Annotated in this window: 18 protein-coding genes; 13 read left to right on the top strand and 5 right to left on the bottom strand. The window is 73.3% G+C overall.

The features are described 5' to 3' along the window. Positions 1–38: 38 nt before the first annotated feature. The 3 genes from ACFV9M_RS27760 to ACFV9M_RS27750 form a co-directional block, all read right to left on the bottom strand. Positions 39–1,349 carry a coenzyme F420-0:L-glutamate ligase gene (locus ACFV9M_RS27760; protein WP_385077325.1) on the bottom strand — a complete coding sequence of 437 codons (1,311 nt, stop codon included), beginning with the start codon at positions 1,347–1,349 and terminating at the stop codon, positions 39–41. Further along, positions 1,346–2,305, bottom strand: coding sequence for a 2-phospho-L-lactate transferase (gene cofD / locus ACFV9M_RS27755; RefSeq protein WP_385077322.1), 960 nt, complete (start codon positions 2,303–2,305; stop codon positions 1,346–1,348). Before cofD ends, ACFV9M_RS27760 begins: the two co-directional genes overlap by 4 nt. Before the next feature lie 273 nt (positions 2,306–2,578). Beyond that, positions 2,579–3,097 (bottom strand): cysteine dioxygenase, encoded by a 519-nt coding sequence (locus tag ACFV9M_RS27750; protein WP_385077320.1) that lies wholly within the window; start codon positions 3,095–3,097, stop codon positions 2,579–2,581. A gap of 710 nt (positions 3,098–3,807) precedes the next feature. Here ACFV9M_RS27750 and ACFV9M_RS27745 point away from each other — a divergent pair. From ACFV9M_RS27745 to ACFV9M_RS27735, 3 genes are all read left to right on the top strand, one after another. Then, positions 3,808–4,071 (top strand): WhiB family transcriptional regulator, encoded by a 264-nt coding sequence (locus tag ACFV9M_RS27745; protein ID WP_030792866.1) that lies wholly within the window; start codon positions 3,808–3,810, stop codon positions 4,069–4,071. A gap of 273 nt (positions 4,072–4,344) precedes the next feature. Continuing rightward, positions 4,345–8,010 (top strand): glycosyltransferase, encoded by a 3,666-nt coding sequence (locus tag ACFV9M_RS27740; protein WP_385077318.1) that lies wholly within the window; start codon positions 4,345–4,347, stop codon positions 8,008–8,010. Next, positions 8,007–9,578 carry a DUF5719 family protein gene (locus ACFV9M_RS27735; protein ID WP_385077315.1) on the top strand — a complete coding sequence of 524 codons (1,572 nt, stop codon included), beginning with the start codon at positions 8,007–8,009 and terminating at the stop codon, positions 9,576–9,578. The genes ACFV9M_RS27740 and ACFV9M_RS27735 overlap by 4 nt, the downstream gene beginning before the upstream one ends. 85 nt (positions 9,579–9,663) lie before the next feature. Here the strand turns inward: ACFV9M_RS27735 and ACFV9M_RS27730 are convergent, their stop codons facing one another. After that, a complete protein-coding gene (locus ACFV9M_RS27730; RefSeq protein ID WP_385077332.1) occupies positions 9,664–10,113 on the bottom strand; it encodes a metallopeptidase family protein in 450 nt (149 codons plus the stop codon). A 295-nt stretch (positions 10,114–10,408) separates the two neighbouring features. Between ACFV9M_RS27730 and ACFV9M_RS27725 the strand changes: the two genes are divergently transcribed. The 9 genes from ACFV9M_RS27725 to ACFV9M_RS27685 all read left to right on the top strand — a co-directional run bounded on the left by ACFV9M_RS27725 (position 10,409) and on the right by ACFV9M_RS27685 (position 21,046). Continuing rightward, the gene (locus ACFV9M_RS27725) at positions 10,409–10,831 is read left to right on the top strand and encodes a DUF3499 domain-containing protein (protein ID WP_187826098.1); all 423 of its coding nucleotides are present in this window, start codon (positions 10,409–10,411) and stop codon (positions 10,829–10,831) included. A 116-nt stretch (positions 10,832–10,947) separates the two neighbouring features. Then, positions 10,948–12,564, top strand: coding sequence for an L-lactate permease (locus ACFV9M_RS27720; RefSeq protein ID WP_385077329.1), 1,617 nt, complete (start codon positions 10,948–10,950; stop codon positions 12,562–12,564). Between the two features lie 149 nt (positions 12,565–12,713). Beyond that, positions 12,714–14,078, top strand: coding sequence for a phosphomannomutase/phosphoglucomutase (locus ACFV9M_RS27715; protein ID WP_385077314.1), 1,365 nt, complete (start codon positions 12,714–12,716; stop codon positions 14,076–14,078). Positions 14,079–14,653: 575 nt separating this feature from the next. Next, positions 14,654–14,824, top strand: coding sequence for a Trm112 family protein (locus ACFV9M_RS27710; protein ID WP_385077311.1), 171 nt, complete (start codon positions 14,654–14,656; stop codon positions 14,822–14,824). A 72-nt stretch (positions 14,825–14,896) separates the two neighbouring features. Next, positions 14,897–16,030 (top strand): SIS domain-containing protein, encoded by a 1,134-nt coding sequence (locus ACFV9M_RS27705; protein ID WP_385077308.1) that lies wholly within the window; start codon positions 14,897–14,899, stop codon positions 16,028–16,030. Positions 16,031–16,180: 150 nt separating this feature from the next. Then, the gene (gene manA / locus ACFV9M_RS27700) at positions 16,181–17,332 is read left to right on the top strand and encodes a mannose-6-phosphate isomerase, class I (protein ID WP_385077305.1); all 1,152 of its coding nucleotides are present in this window, start codon (positions 16,181–16,183) and stop codon (positions 17,330–17,332) included. A gap of 136 nt (positions 17,333–17,468) precedes the next feature. Continuing rightward, entirely contained in the window at positions 17,469–18,449 is a 981-nt protein-coding gene (locus tag ACFV9M_RS27695) for a cation diffusion facilitator family transporter (protein WP_385077302.1), read from the top strand. A gap of 332 nt (positions 18,450–18,781) precedes the next feature. Beyond that, positions 18,782–20,239, top strand: a complete 1,458-nt coding sequence (ahcY, locus tag ACFV9M_RS27690; RefSeq protein WP_385077299.1) for an adenosylhomocysteinase — start codon at positions 18,782–18,784, stop codon at positions 20,237–20,239. Positions 20,240–20,431: 192 nt separating this feature from the next. After that, positions 20,432–21,046 carry a hypothetical protein gene (locus ACFV9M_RS27685; RefSeq protein WP_385077296.1) on the top strand — a complete coding sequence of 205 codons (615 nt, stop codon included), beginning with the start codon at positions 20,432–20,434 and terminating at the stop codon, positions 21,044–21,046. 16 nt (positions 21,047–21,062) lie between these two features. On the opposite strand, the gene ACFV9M_RS27680 is transcribed toward ACFV9M_RS27685, so the two are convergent. Next, positions 21,063–22,001 (bottom strand): RDD family protein, encoded by a 939-nt coding sequence (locus ACFV9M_RS27680; protein ID WP_385077294.1) that lies wholly within the window; start codon positions 21,999–22,001, stop codon positions 21,063–21,065. Positions 22,002–22,127: 126 nt separating this feature from the next. Here ACFV9M_RS27680 and ACFV9M_RS27675 point away from each other — a divergent pair, with 126 nt between their 5' ends. Continuing rightward, entirely contained in the window at positions 22,128–23,132 is a 1,005-nt protein-coding gene (locus ACFV9M_RS27675; RefSeq protein ID WP_385077291.1) for a stage II sporulation protein M, read from the top strand. The last annotated feature ends 585 nt before the right edge of the window (positions 23,133–23,717 follow it).

Genomic DNA, 23,717 nt, shown 5'->3' with positions numbered 1-23,717 from the left:
GCAGGCGCATCAGAACAACGACACAGCCCCCGCGTGCTTCACCGCACCTCGATGAACGCCCCCGCGTCCCGCTCCGCCCGGGCCTTCGGCTCCTCCGCCGGATGGCCGACCGCGACCGCGCCCATCGGATCCCACTCCCGCGGCAGCTCCAGCACCTCCCGCACCACGTCCCGGCAGAACATGGTCGACGACACCCACGCCGAGCCCAGCCGCTCCCCGGCCAGCGCGACCAGGAAGTTCTGCACACCGGCCCCGGCGGCGACCACGAACATCTCGCGCTCGGCCGCGTCCCGCCGGGTGTCCCCGTAGGTGTGCGACCCGTCCGTCACCAGGCAGGGGACCACCAGGTACGGCGCGTGCCGCAGGACGTCCCCGCGGCGCACCCGGCGGGCGACGGACTCCTCGCTCCTGCCGTCCCGCCGCAGATCCGCGATCCAGGCGTCCCGCATCGCGTCCAGCAGCCGGACCCGCGCCCCCTCCGACTCCAGCAGTACGAACCGCCACGGTGTGGTGTGGTGCGGCGCCGGCGCGGTGACGGCCGCGGCCACGGCCCGCCGTACCGCGCCGGGGTCCACGGGCTCGTCCGTGAAGGAGCGCACCGTCCGCCGCTGGGTGACGGCCAGCCGGACCGCCTCGGACGTACCGAGCCGGAACATGTCGTCGCGCGCGCCGCGCACCATCGCCCGCGCGCCGTCCCCGTCGCCGTCGGCCACCACGTGCGGCAGTCCGCGCACGACGGCGACCGGCAGCCCGGCCGCCTTGCCCTTGACCAGGTCGCCGGCGGCGGCCAGCTCGTCGGCGGTCGCCACGACGGTGGCGCCGAGCGGATTGCCGTACGCGTCCGTGCCGCCGCGCAGGTCGTCCAGGACGCGGACGCCGGCGGCGCCGATCGCCATGTCCGTGAGCCCCGCGCGCCAGGGGCGTCCGAAGGTGTCGGTGACGACGACCCCCACGTCGACGCCGAGGGCGGCGCGCAGCCCGTCGCGGATCGCGCGCGCGGAGCCGTCCGGGTCCTCCGGCAGCAGCAGCACCGTCCCGGCGGGCGTGTTGGAGGCGTCCACGCCGGCGGCCGCCATCACCAGGCCCAGCCGGTTCTCGACGATCCGCAGGGTTCCGCGCCGGGCGACGACCCGGACGGTCTCGGCGTCGATCGCGGCCTCCCGGTCGTCCGCCCGTACGACGCGGCCCTCCGCCTTGGACACGATCTTCGAGGTGACCAGCAGGACGTCCCCGTCGGCGAGCCCCGGCTCGGCGGCGGCGATCAGCTTGGCGAGGTCGTCGCCGGCCCGCACCTCGGGCAGACCCGGCACGGGCCAGACCCGGTAACCGTTCCCCTCCGCGTCGCTCACGCCCCCCGCACCTCCTCCGCCAGCGCCAGCGCCTCCCGGGCCATCTGCGCGGCGGCGTCCACGTCGGTCATCATCAGCGGTACGGCCCGGCAGCGGATCCCGGCGGCCTCGACCCGCTCCACCGCGCCCGCGTCGACGGTGTCCACGAGCCAGCCGTCCAGGAGCCCCGAACCGTAGTGCTCGGCGACCGCCGCGGCCGTGGACTCCACGCCGACCGCCGCGAGCACCTTGTCGGCCATGCCGCGCACGGGCGCGTCCCCGACGATGGGGGACAGGCCGACCACCGGCACCCCGGCGTCGGCGATCGCCTCCCGGATCCCGGGCACGGCGAGGATGGTGCCGACGGAGACGACCGGGTTCGACGGCGGGAACAGCACCACGTCCGCCTGCGCGATCGCCTCCAGGACGCCCGGCGCCGGCTTCGACTGCTCGGCGCCGACCGGCACGATCGCCTCGGCCGGCACCGACGCCCGCAGCCGGACCCAGTACTCCTGGAAGTGGACCGCCTTGCGTTCGCCGTCCACCCGGACCGCGACGTGCGTCTCGACCCGGTCGTCCGTCATGGGGATCAGCCGCACGCCCGGCTTCCACCGGTCGCACAGCGCCTCGGTCACCGCGCTCAGCGGGTATCCCGCGCCGATCATCTGCGTCCGCACGATGTGGGTGGCGAAGTCCCGGTCGCCCAGCCCGAACCACTCGGGCCCGACGCCGTACGCCGCGAGCTCCTCCTTCAGGTGGAAGGTCTCGTCGGCCCGCCCCCAGCCCTGCTCCTCGTTGATGCCGCCGCCCAGCGTGTACATCACCGTGTCGAGGTCGGGGCAGACCTTCAGCCCGAAGAGGTGGATGTCGTCCCCGGTGTTGCCGATGACCGTGACGTCCGCGTCCGGCACGGCCCGCTTCAGACCACGCAGGAACCGGGCACCGCCGATGCCGCCTGCCAGAACCACAATGCGCATGGAAACAGTGTGTCAGCCGGCCCGCCGGCCCGGTGAGGGGCGGGGCCTGGTGACGGGCGGCACGTCGTACGGGCGGCGGCCGGGTGACGGCGGGCACGTCGTGAGGTCGGGTACGCCGCGTGCCGGGCGCCCGCGTGCCGCGCGCTCTCTGTGCTGAACGGCCGCCTGCCGGACGGCCGCCTGCCGGACGGCCGCGTGCCGGGCGCTCGTGTGCCGGGCGGCCGCGTGTCGGACGGCCGCGCGCACGACCGCCGCGTGCCGGGCCGGTCCCTCTCAGGCCGTCACGGCACGCGTCCCGGCGTGCCCCCCGGCGCGTCCGTCGCAGTGCGGGGCGGTGTGCATGGGCATCTCGGTCAGGCCCGGGAAGTACACGTGCAGGCTGACCGCGGGCTCCAGCGCGTCGTTGACGACCTCGTGCACGTAGCCCGGGGCGAACACCCGCTGCGCCCCCGTCGCCAGCACCCGCTCGCCGCGGTCGGTGCGCTCGGTCAGCGTGCCGCCCAGGACGGTGAGCACCCCGGAGGAGCGGCCGTGGTCGTGCAGCCCGCTGCCCTGTCCGGGCACCCAGGACAGCAACCACACCTCGTAGCCGGGGCCGGTGCTCAGCCGGTGGTACCAGCGGGTGGTCGCGTCGTAGCGGACGAGGTGCTCCCACCGGGAGCGGTCGGCGGCGAGGGAGCGGGCCAGGCCGACGAACTCGGCGACGGTGGCCGGGTGCTCACGCGGAGGCTGGAGGAGGTGCGGGACCTCGAGGATGTCGCCGGCGATCTGGAGGTCGCTGTCGCTGTTCATGGGTGCGGTGGTTCCTCGGCGGGAGACGAGACGAGCGGGGGTGTCGCGTACCGTCCGCCCGGGTCGCGGGCGGGAGGGATGCCCGGGTCCGGGCGCGGGAACGGGCGGCGGGCCGCGGTCGGCCCGGTGTCAGCCGGAGCGCGTCGGGCTCAACAGCTGGAACAGCAACAGCTACAACGAGCGCGGGCAGCACCGTGGGACCCGGCGGTGCGGGTCGAGGTGAGTGCCAAGTTCGCGAGCATGCCCACAAGGACACCGGTTTACACCTGCGGTGTCAACTCGAGAGTCGGCATGTGGGACCGGTTCACCTCTTCCGGTCCATCTGTGAGGCGAAAGGTTTGTGCATGCCCTCACCGGGACACATGGCGTCCAAGCCGGGCGCGCGGGCCTCGCGGCGATGCCGGGATCCGACTGTGACCCGGTTCGCTTCCGCTCGCGCGTCGGAACGGGATCGAACCTGTGAGCGTCCTTTCTCGTACGGGTGTGTGCGGGATCGAGGGCCCTCGGGGGCCCCATCTGCGTGTCAAGGTTTATGGCGATTTGAACACTTACTGCACGGCCTTGGTTCCGCAGAGTGAATAAGGGGCCCAATAGCAGATCCCGGCTTGACTCGCCCGGAGCAGCACACTTGTAATTTCACTCGTGTCGTTCAGCCGTGATCGGTAAACGGCCACGTCACGGGGACGCGAAAGACAGAGCGAGGGGCGCACATGACCGAGCTGGTGCAGCAACTGCTGGTCGACGACGCGGGTGAGGAACTCGGCTGGCAGGAGCGCGCACTGTGCGCCCAGACCGACCCCGAGTCCTTCTTCCCCGAGAAGGGCGGCTCCACCCGGGAGGCCAAGAAGGTCTGCCTCGCCTGCGAGGTCCGCTCCGAGTGCCTGGAATACGCCCTCGCCAACGACGAACGCTTCGGCATCTGGGGCGGCCTCTCCGAACGGGAACGGCGCCGGCTGAAGAAGGCGGCTGTCTGAAGGCTGAAGAAGGCGGCTGTCTGAAGGCTGAAGAAGGCGGCTGTCTGAAGGCTGAAGAAGGCGGCTGTCTGAAGGCTGAAGAAGGCGGCTGTCCGAAAACCGCCCTTCCACGACAGCACGACGTCACGAACGGCCCGTCGCAGGTGGGTTATCCACAGGCGGCGGGCCGCGGTCATGCCCAGCCGATAGTGTGGTCGCTCGTCCGAGACACCCCGCCGCCCCCACACGGCGCAGGCGTCCACCACAGTCCACCGAACCGGGGCCCGTACCTCGATGTCCGTGCACAGCCATACGGCAGCCCAAGAGGCCACTGCCACACCTGAGTTCCCGCGTCATGTCGTGACCGCGGTGCTCGTCTCCCACGACGGCGCCCGCTGGCTGCCCGACGCGCTCGCCGGCCTGCTCGGCCAGGAACGCCCCGTCCAGTCCGTCATGGCCGCCGACACCGGCAGCGCGGACGACTCCGCCCAGCTCGTCACCGACGCCCTCGGCGCCGACCGCGTCCTGCACCTCGCCCGGCGCACCGGATTCGGCCAGGCCGTCGAGGAAGCCCACCGCACGGCCCCCCACCTCACCCCCGAGGAACTGCCGTACCTCAAGCGCCCCAGCGGCTGGGACCCCGTCACGCGCACCTGGCGCGACGACGCCTACGACCTGCCCGAGCTCCCGCACGGCGAACCCGTCCAGTGGCTGTGGCTGCTGCACGACGACTGCGCCCCCGAACCCGACGCCCTGGCCGAACTGCTGCGCGTCGTGGACAACGAACTCGAACTCGGCCGCGACGACGTGGCCGTCGTCGGCCCCAAGCTCCGCGGCTGGTACGACCGTCGCCAGCTCCTCGAGGTCGGCGTCACCATCGCCCACTCCGGCCGCCGCTGGACCGGCCTGGACCGCCGGGAACAGGACCAGGGCCAGCACGACCACGTCCGCCCGGTGCTGTCCGTGTCCACCGCGGGCATGCTGATCCGCCGCGACGTCTTCGAGGAACTCGGCGGCTTCGACCGGCGCCTGCCCCTCATGCGCGACGACGTCGACCTGTGCTGGCGCGCGCACGCCGCCGGCCACCGCGTCCTCGTCGCCCCCGACGCCGTCGTACGGCACGCCGAGGCCGCCTCCCGGGAGCGGCGCGCCGTCGACTGCGCGGGCCGCACCACGGCCTCCCCCCACAAGGTCGACAAGGCCGGCGCCGTCTACACCCTCCTCGTCAACAGCCGTACGTCCCTGCTGCCCTGGATCCTGGTCCGCCTGGTCCTCGGCACGTTCCTGCGCACCGTCTTCTACCTCGTCGGGAAGGTCCCCGGACAGGCCGTCGACGAGATCCGCGGCCTGCTGGGCACCCTGCTGCGGCCCGAGCGCATCGTCGCCGGGCGACGCCGGCGCGGCCGCTCGCAGGCCGACAAGGAAGAGCTGCGCCCCCTGTTCCCGCCGCCGGGCGCGACCGTGCGGGCCACCGTCGAGCAGGTCGCCGGCAACCTCCTCGGCGCCTCCGACGCCGAGACCACCACCGGCGCCGGCCGGCACGGCGGCGCCGTCGAGTCCGGACCCGGCGGCGACGACGCCGACTTCCTGGAGATCGAGCAGTTCGCCCGCCTCAAGCGCATCGCCCGCAAGCCCGGCCCGGTGCTCTTCCTGGTGCTGCTGCTCGTCTCCCTGGCCGCCTGCCGCAACCTCCTGGGCACCGGCGCGCTCACGGGCGGCGCCCTGCTGCCCGCGCCCGCCGACGCCTCCGAGCTCTGGTCGCGCTACCTGGACGCCTGGCACCCGGTCGGCGCCGGCGGCACCCCGTCCGCCCCGCCCTACCTCGCCGTCGTGGCACTGCTGGCCTCCCTGCTGTTCGGCTCCGCCGGACTCGCCGTCACCGTCCTGCTCGTCTGCTCGGTGCCACTGGCCGGCCTCACCGCCTACTTTGCCTCCCGTCCCCTCGTGGAGTCCCGCCTCCTGCGCGCCTGGGCCGCCGTCGGCTACGCCTTCCTGCCCGCCGCCACCGGCGCCCTCGCCGGCGGCCGCCTCGGCACCGCCGTCCTCGCGGTCCTGCTGCCGCTCATCGCGCGCGCGGGCGTCGCCGCGAGCGGACTGGCCCACTCCTCCGGGGCGCGCGGCAGCTGGCGCGCCACCTGGGCGTACGCGCTGCTGCTGACGGTCACCACCGCGTTCACGCCGATCGTGTGGCCCATCGCCCTGGTCCTCGGTCTCGCCGTCCTGGCCGTGCGCCGCACCGACATCACCGCCTACGGACCGCGCTTCCTCGCCCAGCTCGGCACCCCCCTGCTGGTCCTCGCCCCCTGGTCGCTGACCCTGCTGCCGTTCGGCTTCTTCACCGAGGCCGGCCTGGAGTACGGCCCCTCGGCGGCCACCGCGACCGACCTGCTAGGCGCCAGCCCCGGCGGGCCCGGCACGGTCGACGGGCTGATGCTCATCGGCGTCGTCCTCGCAGCGCTCGCCGCCCTGCTGCGCTCGGAGCGCCAGTCGGGCGTCCGGGCCGCCTGGGCCGCCGCCCTGGTGGGTCTCGTCTTCGCGGTCCTGTCCAACAGCTCCGCCTGGGCCGGCCCCGCCACCCTCGTCTACGGTCTCGCGCTGCTGGCCGCCGCCGTCATCGGTGCCGACGGCGCACGCGCGCGGGTCGCCGAGCAGAGCTTCGGCTGGCGCCAGCCGGTCGCCGCCCTCATCGCCTTCGCCGCCGCCGCGGGCCCGCTGCTCGTCGCCGCCGGCTGGGTGATCGGCGGCGCCGACGGGCCGCTGGAGCGCCGCGACCCCGTCCAGGTGCCCGCGTTCGTCGCCGAGGAGAGCGGCACCCGCGACCAGGCGCGCACCCTCGTCCTCGACAGCGACTCCACCGCCCACGTCGGCTACATGCTGGTCCGCGGCTCCGGCGCCCGCCTCGGCGACGCCGAACTCGCCGCCGCCGACGGGGAGAACGCCACGCTCGACAAGGTCGTCGCCAACCTCGTCGCCGGCTCCGGCGCCGACCAGGCCGACCAGCTCGGCAAGTTCGCCGTGCGCTACGTCCTCGTCCACAAGGGCGCGCCGCGCGAGGTCACCCGCGTCCTCGACGCCACGCCCGGCCTGTCCCGGCTCAGCGAGCAGGACGGCAGCGCCCTGTGGCGGGTGGACCAGGAGGTCTCCCGCGCGGCCCTCGTCACGGCCTCCGGCAAGGGCACCCCGACCGCCGTCGCCGCCGGCCCGGTCGAGATCCACACCACGATCCCCGACGGCTCCGACGGACGCGTCCTGCGCCTGGCCGACGCCGCCGCCGACGGCTGGACGGCCACCCTCGACGGCGAGCCGCTCACCCGCACCACCGTCGACGGCTGGGCCCAGGGCTTCGAACTGCCCGCCTCCGGCGGCCGGCTCGACGTCACCTACGACGACCCGATGACCCACACCCTCTGGTTGTGGGCGCAGGGCTTCCTCGCCCTGGTCCTCGTCGTCCTCGCCCTGCCCGGCCGCCGCCGCGACATCGACGACGACCTGCCCGAGGAGCAGCTCGTGCCCGCCCAGGCCACCGGGGAGGGCCGCCGGGCCCGCCGGCTGCGCGCCCAGGCCGAGACCGAGGAATCCGCCCAGGACGAGGACACCCCGTCCGAGCGGGAGGAGACCCCGGTCACGGTGCCGGCGCAGCAGACCCCCGCCGAGGCCGCGTGGGACACCCCGGGCTACGCGGGCGCCGAGTACGGCGCCCCGGCCGGCGAGCAGCAGTACCAGGGCACCGGGCAGCAGTACCCGCCGGGCACCTACGACCAGCAGTCCTACGACCCCTACCAGGCCGGCCAGTACGACCCGTACGCCTACGACGGCCAGGCCCAGGGGGCGTACGACCAGAGCTACCAGCAGGGCTACGACCCGGCGTCGTACGGCCAGGGCGGCTACGACCCCGCCTACGACCCGGCCCAGCACCCCCACGGCACCGGCAGTGAGCGCCCCGACGGGAGCCAGCAGTGAACCGCACCACCCTGTCCCTGATCGCCGGCACGGCCGCGCTCGCCGCCGTCACCGGCCTGGCCACGCTCACCGAGCCGGCCGCCCCCGCCGCGGACACCGCCAAGGCGGCCGCCGTGCTGCCCGTGGAGCGCACCAGCCTGCTGTGCCCGCAGCCCAGCACCTCCGACCTCGCGGAGACGACGTACACGTCCTTCACCCCCGTCACCGAGGGCACGGACGGCGACGGCACCGCCGAACTCCTCTCCGCCACCACGGAATCCGCCGCCGACGACAGCGCAGCCGCCGACGACAGCGCGACGGACGACGACAGCGCGACGGACGACGACAGCGCGACGGACGACGACAGCGCCGCGGACGACGAGGAGAAGACCGCCGACAAGCCGGTCCTCACCCCCAAGGCCCCCGGCACGCCCGTCACCGCCGAGCTCTCCGGCGGCGACGCGCCCGCGCTCCTGGGCACCGCCGAGGGGAAGTTCGCACCGGGCTGGACGCTCCAGGAGACCACGCAGGTCTCCGCCGGCACCGGCCGCGGCCTGCTCGGCGTCACCTGCACCGCACCCGACACCGAGTTCTGGTTCCCGGCCGTCAGCACGGCCGCCGACCGCACGGACTACGTGTACCTCACCAACCCGGACGACTCCGCCGCCGTCGCCGACATCGAGCTCTACGGCAAGGACGGCGCCGTGACGACCACGGTGGGGGAGGGGCTGACGATCCCGGCCCGGTCCAGCGAGCCGATCCTGCTGTCCACGCTCACCGACGAGAAGCAGGACGACCTCACCGTCCACGTCAACGTCCGCAGCGGCCGCGTCGGGGCCGCCGTACAGGCCCTGGACGACAAGCTCGGCGGCGACTGGCTGGCCGCGTCCACCGACCCGGCGGGCAGCCTGGTCGTGCCCGGCATCCCCAAGGACGCCTCGGCCGTCCGCCTGGTCGCCTTCGTGCCGGGCGACGCCGACGCCGACCTGAAGGTCCAACTGGCCTCCGGCTCCGGCCTGATCACCCCCGCCGGACACGAGACGCTGCACATCAAGGGGGGCATGACGACCGCCGTCGACCTCGGCGACATCACGCGCGGCGAGCCCGGCTCGCTGGTCCTGACGCCCACCGGCGGGTCGGTGCCGGTCGTCGCGGCCGTCCGGGTCGTCCGCGGCGAGGGCGAGAAGCAGGAGTCGGCCTTCATCCCGGCCGCGGCTGCCGTCGGCACGCGCGCGTCCGCCGTCGACAACACCGCCAAGGGCACCACGCTCTCCCTGACCGCGCCGAAGGGCACCGCCAAGGTGAAGGTCACCGCCTCCGCCGGCACCGGCGGCGGAACGGCGGCCTCCAAGACGTACACGGTCAAGTCCGGCACCACCCAGGACGTCGAGATCCCCGTCCCCGCCGGCCTGAAGGGCACCTTCGCCCTGACCGTGGAACCCCTCACCGACACCCCCGTCCACGCCGCGCGCACCCTGACCGAGTCGGTGGACGGACTGCCCGGCTTCACGGTCCAGACCCTCCCCGACGACCGGGGGACGGTGGCGGTACCGGAGGCGGACGAGGACCTGACGGTGCTGCAGGAGTGACGGCGCCTCGGGCGGGGGCCGTTCTCCGGCGGCAGGCCGGACGCACACCGTCCGGCCGGGGCCGGACGGCCCGGCCGGCGGACGCTCAGTCCTCCCCGTACCGGGGGTCCACCGTCTCCGGGGTCAGCCCCAGCAGCTCCGCCACCTGCTCCACGACGATCTCGTGGACCAGCGCGGCCCGCTCGTCGCGCCCCTTGGTGCGGATCTCGACGGGCCGCCGGTAGACGACCACCCGCGCCGGGCGCCCCTCGCGCGCCGGGACCGCCCCGCCCAGCGGCACCGCCTCGTCGTTCCACGGGCCCGCGGCCCCGTCCAGCCGGGGCACCTCCAGCACCAGGAAGTCGATGTCGGCGAGCTGCGGCCACCGCCGCTCCAGCCGCTCCACGGAGTCCTGCACCAGGTCCGCGAACAGGTCGGCGCGGCTCGCGGCCAGCGGCACCTGAGGGGGCGCGATCGGCCCCCGCATGCCCCGGCCGTGGCGATCACGGCGGCGGGGCCCGGGGCCTGTGGCACGGGGCGGTACGGGACTGTCCATCACTACCGAAGCGTAGTCCCCGCCGCGCCCGGCCGCCCGGCCCCACGCAGCACCCCGTACGCCGTCCGGCCGCCGCGCACGGCATGTCGCGGGATGACCATTCCAGCCAAGGTTGGGCTCGATTCCGCATCTCTCCGAGACCGGCGAACTCATGGCAATTGATGGTGTTTGTACCGGGCAGCGACAGGATCGGAAGGCCTTCCTCGCCGTGAGGACTGGCGTTCGCGCAGGTCAGCGAGGTATGACTGGAGTGGCCTGTGGGGCGTTTCACAACACGACACGGTGGAGTGACCTGGTGGAGAGTCGTCGCGGCCCGCTCAAGAGTGCGGTACCGTCCAACGTCGTGAGCCCTGTACGTCGCTGTTCGCGCACCGCCTGCGGCCGACCCGCCGTCGCGACGCTGACGTACGTCTACGCCGACTCGACCGCGGTCCTCGGCCCGCTCGCGACCTACGCCGAACCCCACTGCTACGACCTGTGCGCCGAGCACTCCGAGCGGCTCACCGCGCCGCGCGGCTGGGAGGTCGTCCGGCTCCTCGACGGTTCGGCTCCGGCACGCCCCAGCGGCGACGATCTGGAAGCGCTTGCCAACGCCGTCCGCGAGGCGGCCCGCCCGCAGGAGCGCGCCGCCGGAGCCGGCGGCGGGGGACGCGGGGCGGACCCGATGGAGGTCGCCCGCCGCGGCCACCTGCGCGTGCTGCGCTCCCCGGACAACTGACGGCCGGCCGCACGGACTGACGCACAGCCATTGACGCGCCGTCGGCGCGGACGCGACCATTCCGTTCAGTCGCAGAACGAGACATCGCTTTCCGCATGACGGAATCGGGGGCGCCCGTGTACGTCCAGGAACTGCAACCCGTCGCCGGCTCGCTCGGCCTGTCCGCCCTCGTGGCGGCCACGCCCCTCGTCCTCGTCCTGATACTGCTCGGCGGCGTCCGCATGAAGGCCCATCTGGCCGGTCCAGCAGGCCTTCTGACGGCCGTTCTGGTCGCCTGCCTCGCCTACGGCATGCCGGTCGCCCAGACGCTCTCCAGCGCCGCCCAGGGCGCCGCGTTCGGCCTCTTCCCCATCCTGTGGATCGTCGTCAACGCCCTGTGGGTCTACCGGATGACCGTCCGCACCCGGCACTTCGACGTCCTGCGCCGCTCCTTCGGCAGGCTCTCCGACGACCCGCGCATCCAGGCCCTCGTCGTCGCCTTCTGCTTCGGCGCCCTGCTGGAGGCGCTCGCCGGCTTCGGCGCCCCGGTCGCCATCTGCTCGGTCATGCTCGTCGCCCTCGGCTTCGACCCGGTCCGCGCGGCCGTCGTCTCCCTCGTCGCCAACACCGCGCCGGTCGCCTTCGGCGCCATGGGCACCCCGGTGGTGACCCTGGCCCAGGTCACCGGCCTGCCCCTGGACACCGTCGCCTCGGTGGTGGGCCGTCAGACGCCGCTGCTCGCCCTCGTCGTGCCGCTCGTCCTGGTCGGCCTGGTCGACGGCCGGCGCGGCCTGCGCGAGACATGGCTGCCCGCCCTCGCCTGCGGCACGGCCTTCGCCGTCGCCCAGTTCGCCGCCTCCAACCACGTCTCCGCCCAGCTAGCCGACATCGGCGCCGCCCTCGCGGGCGCGGGCGCCCTGGTCGCCGTACCCCACGCGCGCGTGCCCGCGCCCGAGGCGGTCCGCGCGTCCGTGCTGACGGGAGCGCGCAGCGAGGAACTGGACGAGCGGGACCCCCGCCGGGAGGTCGTCCGCGCCTACGTCCCCTACGCGCTCATCGTCACGATCTTCTCCGTCGCGCAGATCCCGGCCGTCAAGGACCGCCTCGCCCGCGCGACGCGGACGTACGACTGGCCGTTCCTCGACGTCGTGGACCCCGACGGCCGTCCCGTCGGCGCCAACCTCTTCACCTGGCCGATCGTCGCCACGGGCGGCACGCTCGTGCTGCTCGCAGGCATCGGCACGGCGGCCGTTCTCGGCGTCCACGCGCGCGTGGCGGCCAAGGAGTGGGCCGCGACCGTGCGCGAACTGCGGTTCGCCATCCTCACCGTGACGTCCGTCCTGGCCCTCGCCTACGTCATGAACCTGTCCGGACAGGCCGCGACGATCGGGCACTTCGTGGCGGCGGCCGGCGCCGGACTCGCCTTCCTGTCGCCCGTCCTCGGCTGGTTCGGCGTCGCCGTCTCCGGCTCCGACACCTCCGCCAACGCGCTCTTCGGCGCCCTCCAGGTCACCGCCGCCCGCGAGTCGGGCCTCTCGCCCGAACTCCTCGCCGCCGCCAACAGCTCCGGCGGCGTGCTCGGCAAGATGATCTCCCCGCAGAACCTCACCATCGCCTGCGCCGCCGTCGGACTCGCCGGCCGCGAGGGCGACCTGCTGCGCAAGGTGCTGCCCTGGAGCCTCGGCCTGCTGCTGGCGATGTGCCTCGTCGTCGTCGGCCAGAGCTCACCCGTACTGGACTGGATGCTTCCGTAGCCCCGCCATGACCTGCGAGAGAGGTCCGCTCCGCCGGGAAGGAGCCGTCCTCGTTACGTCTGTGGGTCGGACACGGCCGACCCACAGCGGGCTGTCGGTCGCTCCGGGTAGTTTGTGGTGACTCACAGGACTTTCAGGAAGGTTTGGCCGTGGCTGCTGATCTGTCGCAGATCGTGAAGGCGTACGACGTACGCGGGCTGGTCCCGGACCAGTGGGACGAGTCCCTGGCCGAGCTGTTCGGGGCGGCCTTCGCCCGCGTCACCGGCGCCGGTGCCGTCGTCGTCGGCCACGACATGCGGCCCTCGTCGCCCGGCCTGACCCGAGCCTTCGCCCGCGGCGCGGCGGCCCGCGGCGTCGACGTCACCGAGATCGGCCTGTGCTCCACGGACCAGCTGTACTACGCCTCCGGCGCGCTGAACCTCCCGGGCGCCATGTTCACGGCCTCCCACAACCCCGCCCAGTACAACGGCATCAAGCTGTGCCGCGCGGGCGCCGCCCCGGTCGGCCAGGACACGGGCCTGGCGGAGATCCGCGACCTGGTCGAGGAGTGGACGCGGTCGGGCGCCCCCGAACCGGCCCCGACTCCGGGAACCGTCACCCGGGCCGAGACGTTGGACGACTACGCGGCGCACCTTCGCTCCCTCGTCGACCTCACCGCCATCCGCCCCCTGAAGGTCGTCGTCGACGCGGGCAACGGCATGGGCGGCCACACCGTCCCCACCGTCTTCGCCGGCCTGCCCCTGACGCTCGTCCCCCTCTACTTCGAACTCGACGGCACCTTCCCCAACCACGAGGCCAACCCCCTCGACCCGGCCAACCTCGTCGACCTCCAGAAGCGGGTCCGCGAGGAGGGAGCCGACCTCGGCCTCGCCTTCGACGGCGACGCCGACCGCTGCTTCGTCGTCGACGAACAGGGCGAGCCCGTCTCCCCGTCCGCGATCACCGCCCTCGTCGCCGCCCGCGAACTCGCCCGCCACGGCGGCCGGGGCACGGTCATCCACAACCTGATCACCTCCTGGACCGTCCCCGAGGTGGTCGAGGAGAACGGCGGCATCCCCGTCCGCACCCGCGTCGGCCACTCCTTCATCAAGGCCGAGATGGCCCGCACCGGCGCGATCTTCGGCGGCGAGCACTCCGCCCACTACTACTTCAAGGACTTCTGGAACGCCGACACCGGCATGCTGGCCGCCCTCCACGTCCTCGCGGCCCTCGGCGGCCAGGACGCCCCCCTGTCCTCCCTGGTCGCCCAGTACGACCGCTACTCGGGCTCCGGCGAGATCAACTCCACCGTCGCCGACCAGTCCGCCAGCATCGCCGCGATCAAGGCCGCCTACGGCACCCGCGAGGACGTCACCCTCGACGAACTCGACGGCCTCACCGTCTCCTCCGGGCAGTGGTGGTTCAACGTCCGCCCCTCCAACACCGAGCCCCTCCTCCGCCTCAACGCGGAGGCCCGCGAGGAGGCGACGATGAGGAAGATCCGGGACGAGGTGCTGGGGATCATCCGGGGCTGAGGCGGCCGGAGCGCGCGGTCGCCACGGACGCGGCCACCGTCCGCCGGTCACCGGGCGGCGAACGCCGGACGCTGAGGCGGCGGCGGGCGCACAGGCGCCGAGGCGGCCTGGGGCTCACGGGCTCCCGGGCGCCCAGCCGGCCGACGACCTCTCTCCTGAGGCCGAGCCGCCCCAGGGCGCCCGGGGCCGAAGCGGCCCTGACCCACGGGGCCGAGGCGGACCGGAGGCCGAAGCGGTCCCCAGCTCGTGCAGCTGAGGCGGCCGGCGACTCGGGCAGCCGAGGCGGCCCCCAGCCCGCGCAGCCGAAGCGGCCGGCGACTCGCGCGCCCGGTGAGCCGAAGGCCCCCGTCCGCCTGACCGGCCGGTACCCACCGGCGCCGAAGCGGCCGGGACCTCACCGGAGCGGCGAGGGGCGTGCGAGGGGCGTGCCCCGGGGCAGAACGGGCAAGGGAGCCAGGAGTGAAACCCTCCGCGACCACCCCGCCACCCCACCCCCGCCGGCGGTACGCTGACCAGGCACATCCGCACCCCCCGCACCCGCCACCACGGCACCGACCCACCCGGAAGGACATCCCATGCCGCTCGAAGCCGGCCTCCTGGAGATCCTCGCCTGCCCGGCCTGCCACGCCCCCCTCGAGGAGCAGGACACCGAGCTGATCTGCACCGGACAGGGCTGCGGCCTGGCGTACCCCGTCCGCGACGGCATCCCCGTCCTCCTCGTCGACGAGGCCCGCCGCCCCGCGTAACGGCGGCCACCCCACCCCCGCCCCCCGGCGCCCGCACAACGACGACGACCCGGCGATCGGAGAACTGACGCCATGCTCGACGAATCGCTGCTCGACACGCCGGAGGCCCTGGCCGAGGCAGACCACCGGGCCCTCCTGCGCGGAGCTGCCGAGGCCGGCGCCCGTGTCCGCACCGCCGCCCGGCACGCCACCGAGGCCGGCGTCCACCAGCTCGAACCGGACGGCCGCCCGCGCGCGATCCTCATCGCCGGCCCCGGAGCGGCCGCCACCTGCGTCGCCGACCTCCTCGGCACCCTCGCCGGCGCCTCCTGCCCGGTCACCCGCCTCGCCCCCACCGGCGTGGCCCCCGCCGCGGGCGCCCTGCGCTGGGAACTCCCCGGCTGGGTCGGCTCCGTCGACCTCCTCCTCATCGCCACCCCCGACGGCACCGAACCCGGACTCTCCCTCCTCGCCGAGCAGGCCTACCGGCGCGGCTGCACCGTCGCCGCCGTCGCACCCGCCCGCTCCCCGCTCACCGAGGCCGTGGCCGGCGCCCACGGCCTGTTCGTACCGATGGCGACCGCGCCGTACGAACAGGACGAGCAGCCCCCCGTCGCCGCGTCCGCCCCGGGCGTCCTGTGGGCCCTGTTCACCCCGCTCCTCGCGCTCCTCGACCGGATCGCCCTGCTCTCCGCCCCGCCGGACGCGCTGGAGAAGGTCGCCGACCGCCTCGACCACATCGCCGAGCGCTGCGGCCCCGCCATCGCGACCTACAGCAACCCCGCCAAGACCCTGGCCGCCGAACTCGCCGACGCCCTCCCCGTCGTCTGGACCGAGGGCGACTCCGCCGGCCCCGCCGGCCGCCGCTTCGCCGCCGCGCTCGCCGAACTCTCCGGCCGCCCCGCCGTCGTCGCCGAACTCCCCGAGGCCCTCGCCGCCCACAGCACCCTGCTCGCCGGCCCCCTCGCCGCCAGCGCCGACCCGGACGACTTCTTCCGCGACCGCGTCGAGGAACCGCCCGCCCTGCACGCGCGCGTGGTGCTGCTGCGCGACCGCCCGATCGGCGGACTCACCGCCGCCCCCGCCGCCCGCGACCTCGCCCTCAGCCACGACACGCCGATCAGCGAGCTCGAACCGGAGCCCGGCGACGAACTCGTCACCCTGGCCGAACTGATCGCCATCACGGATTTCGCCGCCGTTTACCTGGCGCTCGCCTCGGGCGCCTGATCTGGCGACCGACCGTCCGCACCTTCGCGGGCCGCCGCGACGAACACCGGCGCGCCGGCCCACGCGACAGACGGACCGTCACAGCCGACCGCGGCAGCCACCCGCGCGGCAGCCGCGGCAGACCGACAGACAGGCAGGCAGAGACACCGCATGGACCGCCTCGACAACACCGTCCGCCCCTACGCCTGGGGTTCCCCCACCGCCATCCCGCACCTCCTCGGCGTCGAACCGACCGGCGAACCACAGGCCGAGATGTGGATGGGCGCCCACCCGGGCGCCCCCTCCCGCACCGACCGGGGCACCCTCCTCGACGTCATCGAGACCGACCCGCGCGGGGAACTCGGCGCGGCCGCCGTCACCCGGTTCGGCCCCCGCCTCCCCTTCCTCCTCAAGATCCTCGCCGCCGGCGCCCCCCTCTCCCTCCAGGTCCACCCCGACCTGGCACAGGCCCGCGCGGGCTACGAGGACGAGGAGCACCGGGGCGTCCCCGCCGACGCCCCCCACCGCAACTACAAGGACGCCAACCACAAACCCGAACTCATCTGCGCCCTCACCGAGTTCGACGGCCTCTGCGGCTTCCGCGCCCCCACCCACGCCGCCGACCTCCTCGACGGCCTCGGCGTCGACTCCCTCAAGCCGTACGCCGACCTCCTGCGCGCCCACCCCGAAGAGGCGGCCCTGCGCGAGGTCCTCACCGCGATCCTCACCGCCGACCCCGACGAGATGACCCACACCGTCACCGCCGCCGCGGCCGCCTGCGACCGCCTCGGCGGCGACCACGCCCCCTACGCCGGCATCGCCCACCACCACCCCGGCGACCCCGGCGTCATCGCGGCCATGCTCCTCAACCACGTCCGCCTCCAGCCCGGCGAAGCCCTCTTCCTCGGCGCCGGCGTCCCGCACGCCTACCTCAGCGGCCTCGGCGTCGAGATCATGGCCAACTCCGACAACGTCCTGCGCTGCGGCCTGACCCCCAAACACGTCGACGTCCCCGAACTCCTGCGCATCGTCCGCTTCGAACCCGGCGACCCCCACGTCCTGCGCCCCGAAGCCGGCCCGGACGGCGAGGAGGTCTACGAGACCCCCATCGACGAGTTCCGCCTCTCCCGGTACGTCCTGCCCGAGGGCACCGCCCCCCACGACCTCACCCTCGCGACCCCGCAGATCCTCCTGTGCACCGCCGGCACCGTCCACGCGGGTGACCACGGCCTTACCCCCGGCCACTCCGTCTTCGTCCCCGCGGGCGAAAGAGCCGAAGTGTCCGGGCCCGGCACGGTCTACCGTGCGACGGTCGTCGCCTGACGCATCCCGCCGCGCCCACCGGGCACACGCACCACGGCCCGGGCTGCAACAATGGCGCACTGCAAAGGACGGGCAAAGCCGACGAGGGCACGAGCGCCCCCAGGACCACCCGAGGACGAAGGGACCACGCGAACACATGAGCGCGTCAGGCGGTACCAAGGCGATCGTGGCGGCACTCGCCGCCAACCTCGCGATCGCGGCAGCGAAGTTCGTGGCGTTCGCCTTCAGCGGCTCGTCGTCGATGCTCGCCGAGGGCGTCCACTCGCTCGCCGACTCCGGCAACCAGGCCCTCCTCCTGGTCGGCGGCAAGAAGGCCCAGCGCGAGGCCACCCCCCAACACCCCTTCGGCTACGGCCGCGAACGCTACATCTACGCCTTCCTCGTCTCCATCGTCCTCTTCTCCGTCGGCGGCATGTTCGCCATCTACGAGGGCTACGAGAAGATCAAGCACCCGCACGAGCTGGAGCACTGGTACTGGCCCGTCGGCGTCCTGATCTTCGCGATCATCGCCGAGTCCTTCTCCTTCCGGACGGCCATCAAGGAGTCCAACCCGCTGCGCGGCGACCTCTCCTGGAAGGAGTTCGTACGCCGCGCCAAGGCCCCCGAACTCCCCGTCGTCCTCCTGGAGGACCTCGGCGCCCTCGTCGGCCTGGTCCTCGCCCTGCTCGGCGTCGGCCTCGCCATCATCACCGGCGACAGCGTCTGGGACGGCGTCGGCACCGTCTGCATCGGTGTGCTGCTGGTCCTCATCGCCCTCGTCCTCGCCGCCGAGACCAAGTCCCTCCTCCTCGGCGAGTCCGCCGGAGTGGAGGACGTCCACAAGATCGAAACCGCCATCGTCGACGGCGACACCGTCACCCGCGTCATCCACATGCGCACCCTCCACCTCGGCCCCGAGGAACTCCTCGTCGCCGCCAAGATCGCCGTCCGGCACGACGACACCGCCACCGAGGTCGCCACCGCCATCGACGCCGCCGAGACCCGCATCCGCGAGGCCGTCCCCATCGCCCGCGTCATCTACCTCGAGCCCGACATCTACAGCGAGACCGAGGCCACCAAGGGCGCCGACCCCGAAGCGACCCCCGGCGGCCCGAGCCACACCCCGGCCGACCACTGACCGCCCAGCCACCCGACGGGGCCCGCCGACCACGGCGGGCCCCGTCGCGTTTCCCGCCCCCACACACCCCCTCACCTCCCACGGCCGGTGTGATCCGCCGGAGCTGGACTGGGGCCCCACCGGGCCACCGTGTAGCTTTGAAGGGAGCCAGACGTCGCTGCTGATGGCGGTCGGGCGGTCCACGACGGACCGGCCGAGGGAGAGAGGGCCTCCGACGGACTGCGCCGCGCGCACTGCGGGCACACCCACGTCCCCGCAGGACACCCCTGTGTCCGCCGCCGCGCAGACCAGCCGTACCCACACCTCGCCCCAACCCCGAGGAGCAGCTCACCATGACGACTGTCGACAACCGACAGGACTTCAAGGTCGCCGACCTCTCCCTGGCCGCGTTCGGCCGCAAGGAGATCACCCTCGCCGAGCACGAGATGCCGGGCCTCATGGCGATCCGCAAGGAGTACGCCGCCGCCCAGCCCCTCGCCGGCGCCCGCGTCACCGGCTCCCTGCACATGACCGTGCAGACCGCCGTCCTCATCGAGACCCTCGTCGCCCTCGGCGCCCAGGTCCGCTGGGCCTCCTGCAACATCTTCTCCACCCAGGACCACGCGGCCGCCGCCATCGCCGTCGGCCCGAACGGCACCGCGGACAACCCCCAGGGCGTCCCGGTCTTCGCCTGGAAGGGCGAGACCCTGGAGGAGTACTGGTGGTGCACCGAGCAGGCCCTGACCTGGCCGGACAGCCCCACCGGCGGCCCCAACATGATCCTCGACGACGGCGGTGACGCCACCCTCCTCGTCCACAAGGGCGTCGAGTACGAGAAGGACGGCAAGGTCCCCGCCGTCGACACCGCCGAGAACGAGGAACACCGCGTCATCCTCGAACTCCTGCACCGCACCATCACCGAGGGCTCCCAGAAGTGGACCCAGCTCGCCTCGGAGATCCGCGGCGTCACCGAGGAGACCACCACCGGCGTCCACCGCCTGTACGAGATGCAGCGCGACGGCGTCCTCCTCTTCCCGGCGATCAACGTCAACGACGCCGTCACCAAGTCGAAGTTCGACAACAAGTACGGCTGCCGCCACTCCCTCATCGACGGCATCAACCGCGCCACCGACGTCCTCATCGGCGGCAAGACCGCCGTCGTCTGCGGCTACGGCGACGTCGGCAAGGGCTGCGCCGAGTCCCTGCGCGGCCAGGGCGCCCGCGTCATCGTCACCGAGATCGACCCCATCTGCGCCCTCCAGGCCGCGATGGACGGCTACCAGGTCACGACCCTCGACGAGGTCGTCGACAAGGCCGACATCTTCATCACCACGACCGGCAACAAGGACATCATCATGGCCTCGGACATGGCCAAGATGAAGCACCAGGCCATCGTCGGCAACATCGGCCACTTCGACAACGAGATCGACATGGCCGGCCTCGCCAAGGTCCCCGGCATCGTCAAGGACGAGGTCAAGCCGCAGGTCCACACCTGGACCTTCCCCGACGGCAAGGTGATCATCGTCCTGTCCGAGGGCCGCCTGCTGAACCTGGGCAACGCCACCGGCCACCCGTCCTTCGTGATGTCCAACTCCTTCGCGGACCAGACGCTGGCCCAGATCGAGCTGTTCACCAAGCCGAACGAGTACCCGACCGGCGTCTACACCCTGCCCAAGCACCTCGACGAGAAGGTCGCCCGCCTCCACCTGGACGCGCTGGGCGTCAAGCTCACCCAGCTCCGCCCCGAGCAGGCCGCCTACATCGGCGTCGACGTCGAGGGCCCCTTCAAGCCGGACCACTACCGCTACTGAGTCCGCAGCCCCACCGCCGGGGAGCGCACCCGAGTACCGACGCGCCCCCCGGCACCGGACAGATCCTCCGAGGCAGGCCCCCGCACCCCCGTGTCGGGGGCCTGCCCCTTCGGTCTCCGGCCGCACCGGCCGTCTCCGCGCCGGGCACCTCGGCGAGGTGCCCGGACCAGCCCGTCACACCTCAGGACCCCGATGCCCCGCGGCCGCTATGCGCTCCACGACCCGCACGATCACACCCCCCTCGCCCATGAGCACTTCCAGTGCGCCCCCGGCCCCACCGGCTGGCGGTACGTCTCCCGGCTGACCACCCCCACCGGCGATCACAGCGGCTCCGTGGACCTCACCCTCGACGACTTGGGCCGCCCTCTCCGACTCGAACTCCACGCGGGCGGCTGGCAGGTACGCGGCGCGGCCCTCGACGGCGTCACCTGGGTCCGCACCGACCCCACCGGCACCCACGCCACGGAAGGCAACGTCCAGGCCCACGCCTTCACCGGCACCTCCCCCGCCTTCCTCGTCGCCACCGCCCGACTCCTGCGTCTCACCCTTCCCACCTCCGCAACCCGCGTTCGCCTCGTCGCCTTCACGGACCCGGTCCTCGCCCCGCGCACCGTGGACCAGTCCTGGGCCTTGGTCGAAAGAGAAGCACACGCCACTGACAACGGCCCCCTGATCGTGGACGCATACCAGGTCACAGCCCTGGACACGGGCGAGCAGCACACCGTCCACATCGCCGGGGACGTGGTGCTCGCGGCACCCGGAGTCGAGCTGGAAGACCTCGCCTCACCCCCGTCGACCTTCCCCTGACCCCTGGCGGCAAGACCTAGGCGGGCGGCACGAATCCAGTCGCCGGACGCTCCGCCGCCGGCACCCCGCCCCCAGCCCCGGACCCCGACGCCGACCCGCCCCCCGCCCCGGACCCCGGCGCCGACGCGGCCTCCGCCGCCACCCCGCCACCACCAGAGCCGGACGGCACCACACCCGGCCCGATGCCACCCCCGCCCCTCCCGCCCCCGGTCCCGAACGCCCGCCGCGCCTCCCGCACCTGCCGCTCGTGCAGGACAGCCGCCAGATACGCGGCCGACGGCACCCCCTGAGGCACCGGCATCCCCGTACACGCCGCGAGATCCCCGGCCAGCCGCTCCGCCATCGACCGGCCCACCTGCGGATCCAACTGCTCCACCCGTCCCAGGTACTGCCGGACGGCCAGCCACAGACCGTCCGGCACCGCCGACAGATCGAGCCCGGAGAACCTCCCGGCCAGCCACGGCGGCGGAGGAGGCAGGAACCCGGTTCGCGCCACCGGCACCCGCTCCCGCACCACCAGCGTCCCCGCGAACACGTCCCCGAGCCGCCGCCCCCGCGCCGACACCAGAGAGGCGACACAGGCCACCACCCCCGCCGTCAGCAGGATCTCCACCACCCCGAGCGCGCCCCGCACCAGCGCGTGCCGGAACCGGATCGGCCCGCCGTCGTCCCTCACCACCCGCAACCCGCACGCCAGCTTCCCCAGGGACCGCCCCCGAGTGAGCGTCTCCACCGCGACCGGCCCACCCACCAGCACCAGCAGGAACGCGGCGATCGACACCGCCGTCCGCGCGGCCTCGTCCAGGGACGCCGTGGCCGCCACCAGGGCGATGCTCACGACGACGTAGCCCGCCACGGCCACCGTCAGATCCAGCAACGCGGCCAAGGACCTGCTGGGCAGCCTGGCAGGCTCCAGCTCCAGCGCGACCGCCTCACCCGTCACCAGCTCACTCACGCCCGCCGCCCTTCCCGACCCGCCCCGACGACGGCCAGTCTGCCAAGCTGAGAACCCACCGCACCGCAGTACGACAAGCTGACGTACACGACCGGCCGCCCACGAAGCCGAGGAGCAGGGACACCGATGGACCTCGACGTCTTCGTCTCCGCGCACCGAGCCGAATGGGACCGCCTCGACGCCCTCCTGCGCCGGCGCCGCCTCACCGGCAGCGAGGCCGACGAACTCGTCACCCTCTATCAGCGCACGGCCACCCACCTCTCGCTGATCCGGTCCAGCGCCCCCGACCCGCAGCTCACCGGTCGGCTCAGCCATCTGGTGGCCCGCGCGCGCAGCACGGTGACAGGCACCCGACAGGCCTCCTGGCACGACGCCACGCGCTTCCTCACCCGGGGCTTCCCCGCCGCGGTGTACCGGACGCGCCACTGGTGGGTCCCGACCGCGCTCGTCTCCACCGCCGTCGCCGCCCTTCTGGGGTGGTGGATCGGCACGCACCCCGAAGTGCGGTCCTCCATAGCCGCCCCCGCCGAGCTGCGCGAGCTCACCCGGCCCGGTGGCCAGTACGAGAGCTACTACTCCAGCCACCCGGCCACCTCCTTCGCCGCCCAGGTCTGGACGAACAACGCCCAGGCAGCCGCGATGTGCCTGGTCCTGGGCGTCTTCCTCGGCCTGCCGGTCCTGTGGATCCTCTTCCAGAACATGCTCAACCTCGGCATCGGCATCGGCCTGATGTCCTCGGCCGGCCGGCTCGACACCTTCCTCGGCCTCGTCCTCCCGCACGGCCTCCTCGAACTCACCGCGGTCTTCGTCGCCGCCGGCACCGGCCTGCGGCTCGGCTGGACACTGATCGACCCGGGCCCCCGCACGCGGCGCACGGCCCTGGCGGAAGAGGGCCGAGCCGCCGTGGCCATGGCCATCGGCCTCGCCCTGGTCCTCTTCGTCTCGGGCGCCGTCGAAGGCTTCGTCACCCCGTCCGGCCTGCCCACCTGGACTCGCATCACCATCGGCATCACCGCCGAGCTGGCCTTCCTCGCCTACGTCTACGTCCTCGGCGCCAGGGCCGTCCGTGCCGGGGACACGGGCGACCTCGACCACGCGGAGCGGAGCGCCACGGCGCCGACGGCCGCGTGATGTGCGACGGGCCCTGCCGAGCTGCTAGTCTCCTCTTCGCCCCACAAGAGCCGTTGACACGGAGCGCGTGGGGAGGTAGATTCGAACAGTTGCCTGGACTGGACAGGGTCCGGTCGGCAACAGGTTAGGATCTATAAGGCCTCTCGGAACACTTCTTCCACAGAAGCCACCCCCGATTAATCGGAAATGAGTGGCCGGTCAGACCGGCTCGGAACTTCTGATAAAGTCGGAACCGCCGGAAAGGAAACCGCGAAACAAAAGCGGGAACCTGGAAAGCACCGAGGAAATCGGATCGAGAAAAGATCTGATAGAGTCGGAAACGCAAGACCGAAGGGAAGCGCCCGGAGGAAAGCCACGAGAGAGTCTCTCGGGTGAGTACAAAGGAAGCGTCCGTTCCTTGAGAACTCAACAGCGTGCCAAAAATCAACGCCAGATATGTTGATACCCCGTCCCCGGCAGTGATAGCCGAGGATGAGGTTCCTTTGAAAAAACAGCGAGGACGCTGTGAACGGTCGGGCCTATTCCGCCTGACTGTTCCGCTCTCGTGGTGTTCAACCGGATTACCGGTAAACATTCACGGAGAGT

It is taken from the genome of Streptomyces sp. NPDC059895 (assembly GCF_042731035.1).
Lineage (GTDB): Bacteria > Actinomycetota > Actinomycetes > Streptomycetales > Streptomycetaceae > Streptomyces.
The sequence above is the reverse complement of the archived record's forward strand: the minus strand, read 5'-3'. Positions and strand labels throughout refer to the sequence as shown.

Bases quoted from the DNA above. Each gene is read 5' to 3' on its own strand.
- cofD (WP_385077322.1), bottom strand. From the start codon at position 2,305: ATGCGCATTGTGGTTCTGGCAGGCGGCATCGGCGGTGCCCGGTTCCTG.
- ACFV9M_RS27750 (WP_385077320.1), bottom strand. From the start codon at position 3,097: ATGAACAGCGACAGCGACCTCCAGATCGCCGGCGACATCCTCGAGGTC.
- ACFV9M_RS27745 (WP_030792866.1), top strand. From the start codon at position 3,808: ATGACCGAGCTGGTGCAGCAACTGCTGGTCGACGACGCGGGTGAGGAA.
- ACFV9M_RS27740 (WP_385077318.1), top strand. From the start codon at position 4,345: ATGTCCGTGCACAGCCATACGGCAGCCCAAGAGGCCACTGCCACACCT.
- ACFV9M_RS27730 (WP_385077332.1), bottom strand. From the start codon at position 10,113: ATGGACAGTCCCGTACCGCCCCGTGCCACAGGCCCCGGGCCCCGCCGC.
- ACFV9M_RS27710 (WP_385077311.1), top strand. From the start codon at position 14,654: ATGCCGCTCGAAGCCGGCCTCCTGGAGATCCTCGCCTGCCCGGCCTGC.
- ACFV9M_RS27705 (WP_385077308.1), top strand. From the start codon at position 14,897: ATGCTCGACGAATCGCTGCTCGACACGCCGGAGGCCCTGGCCGAGGCA.
- manA (WP_385077305.1), top strand. From the start codon at position 16,181: ATGGACCGCCTCGACAACACCGTCCGCCCCTACGCCTGGGGTTCCCCC.
- ACFV9M_RS27695 (WP_385077302.1), top strand. From the start codon at position 17,469: ATGAGCGCGTCAGGCGGTACCAAGGCGATCGTGGCGGCACTCGCCGCC.
- ahcY (WP_385077299.1), top strand. From the start codon at position 18,782: ATGACGACTGTCGACAACCGACAGGACTTCAAGGTCGCCGACCTCTCC.
- ACFV9M_RS27685 (WP_385077296.1), top strand. From the start codon at position 20,432: ATGCCCCGCGGCCGCTATGCGCTCCACGACCCGCACGATCACACCCCC.
- ACFV9M_RS27675 (WP_385077291.1), top strand. From the start codon at position 22,128: ATGGACCTCGACGTCTTCGTCTCCGCGCACCGAGCCGAATGGGACCGC.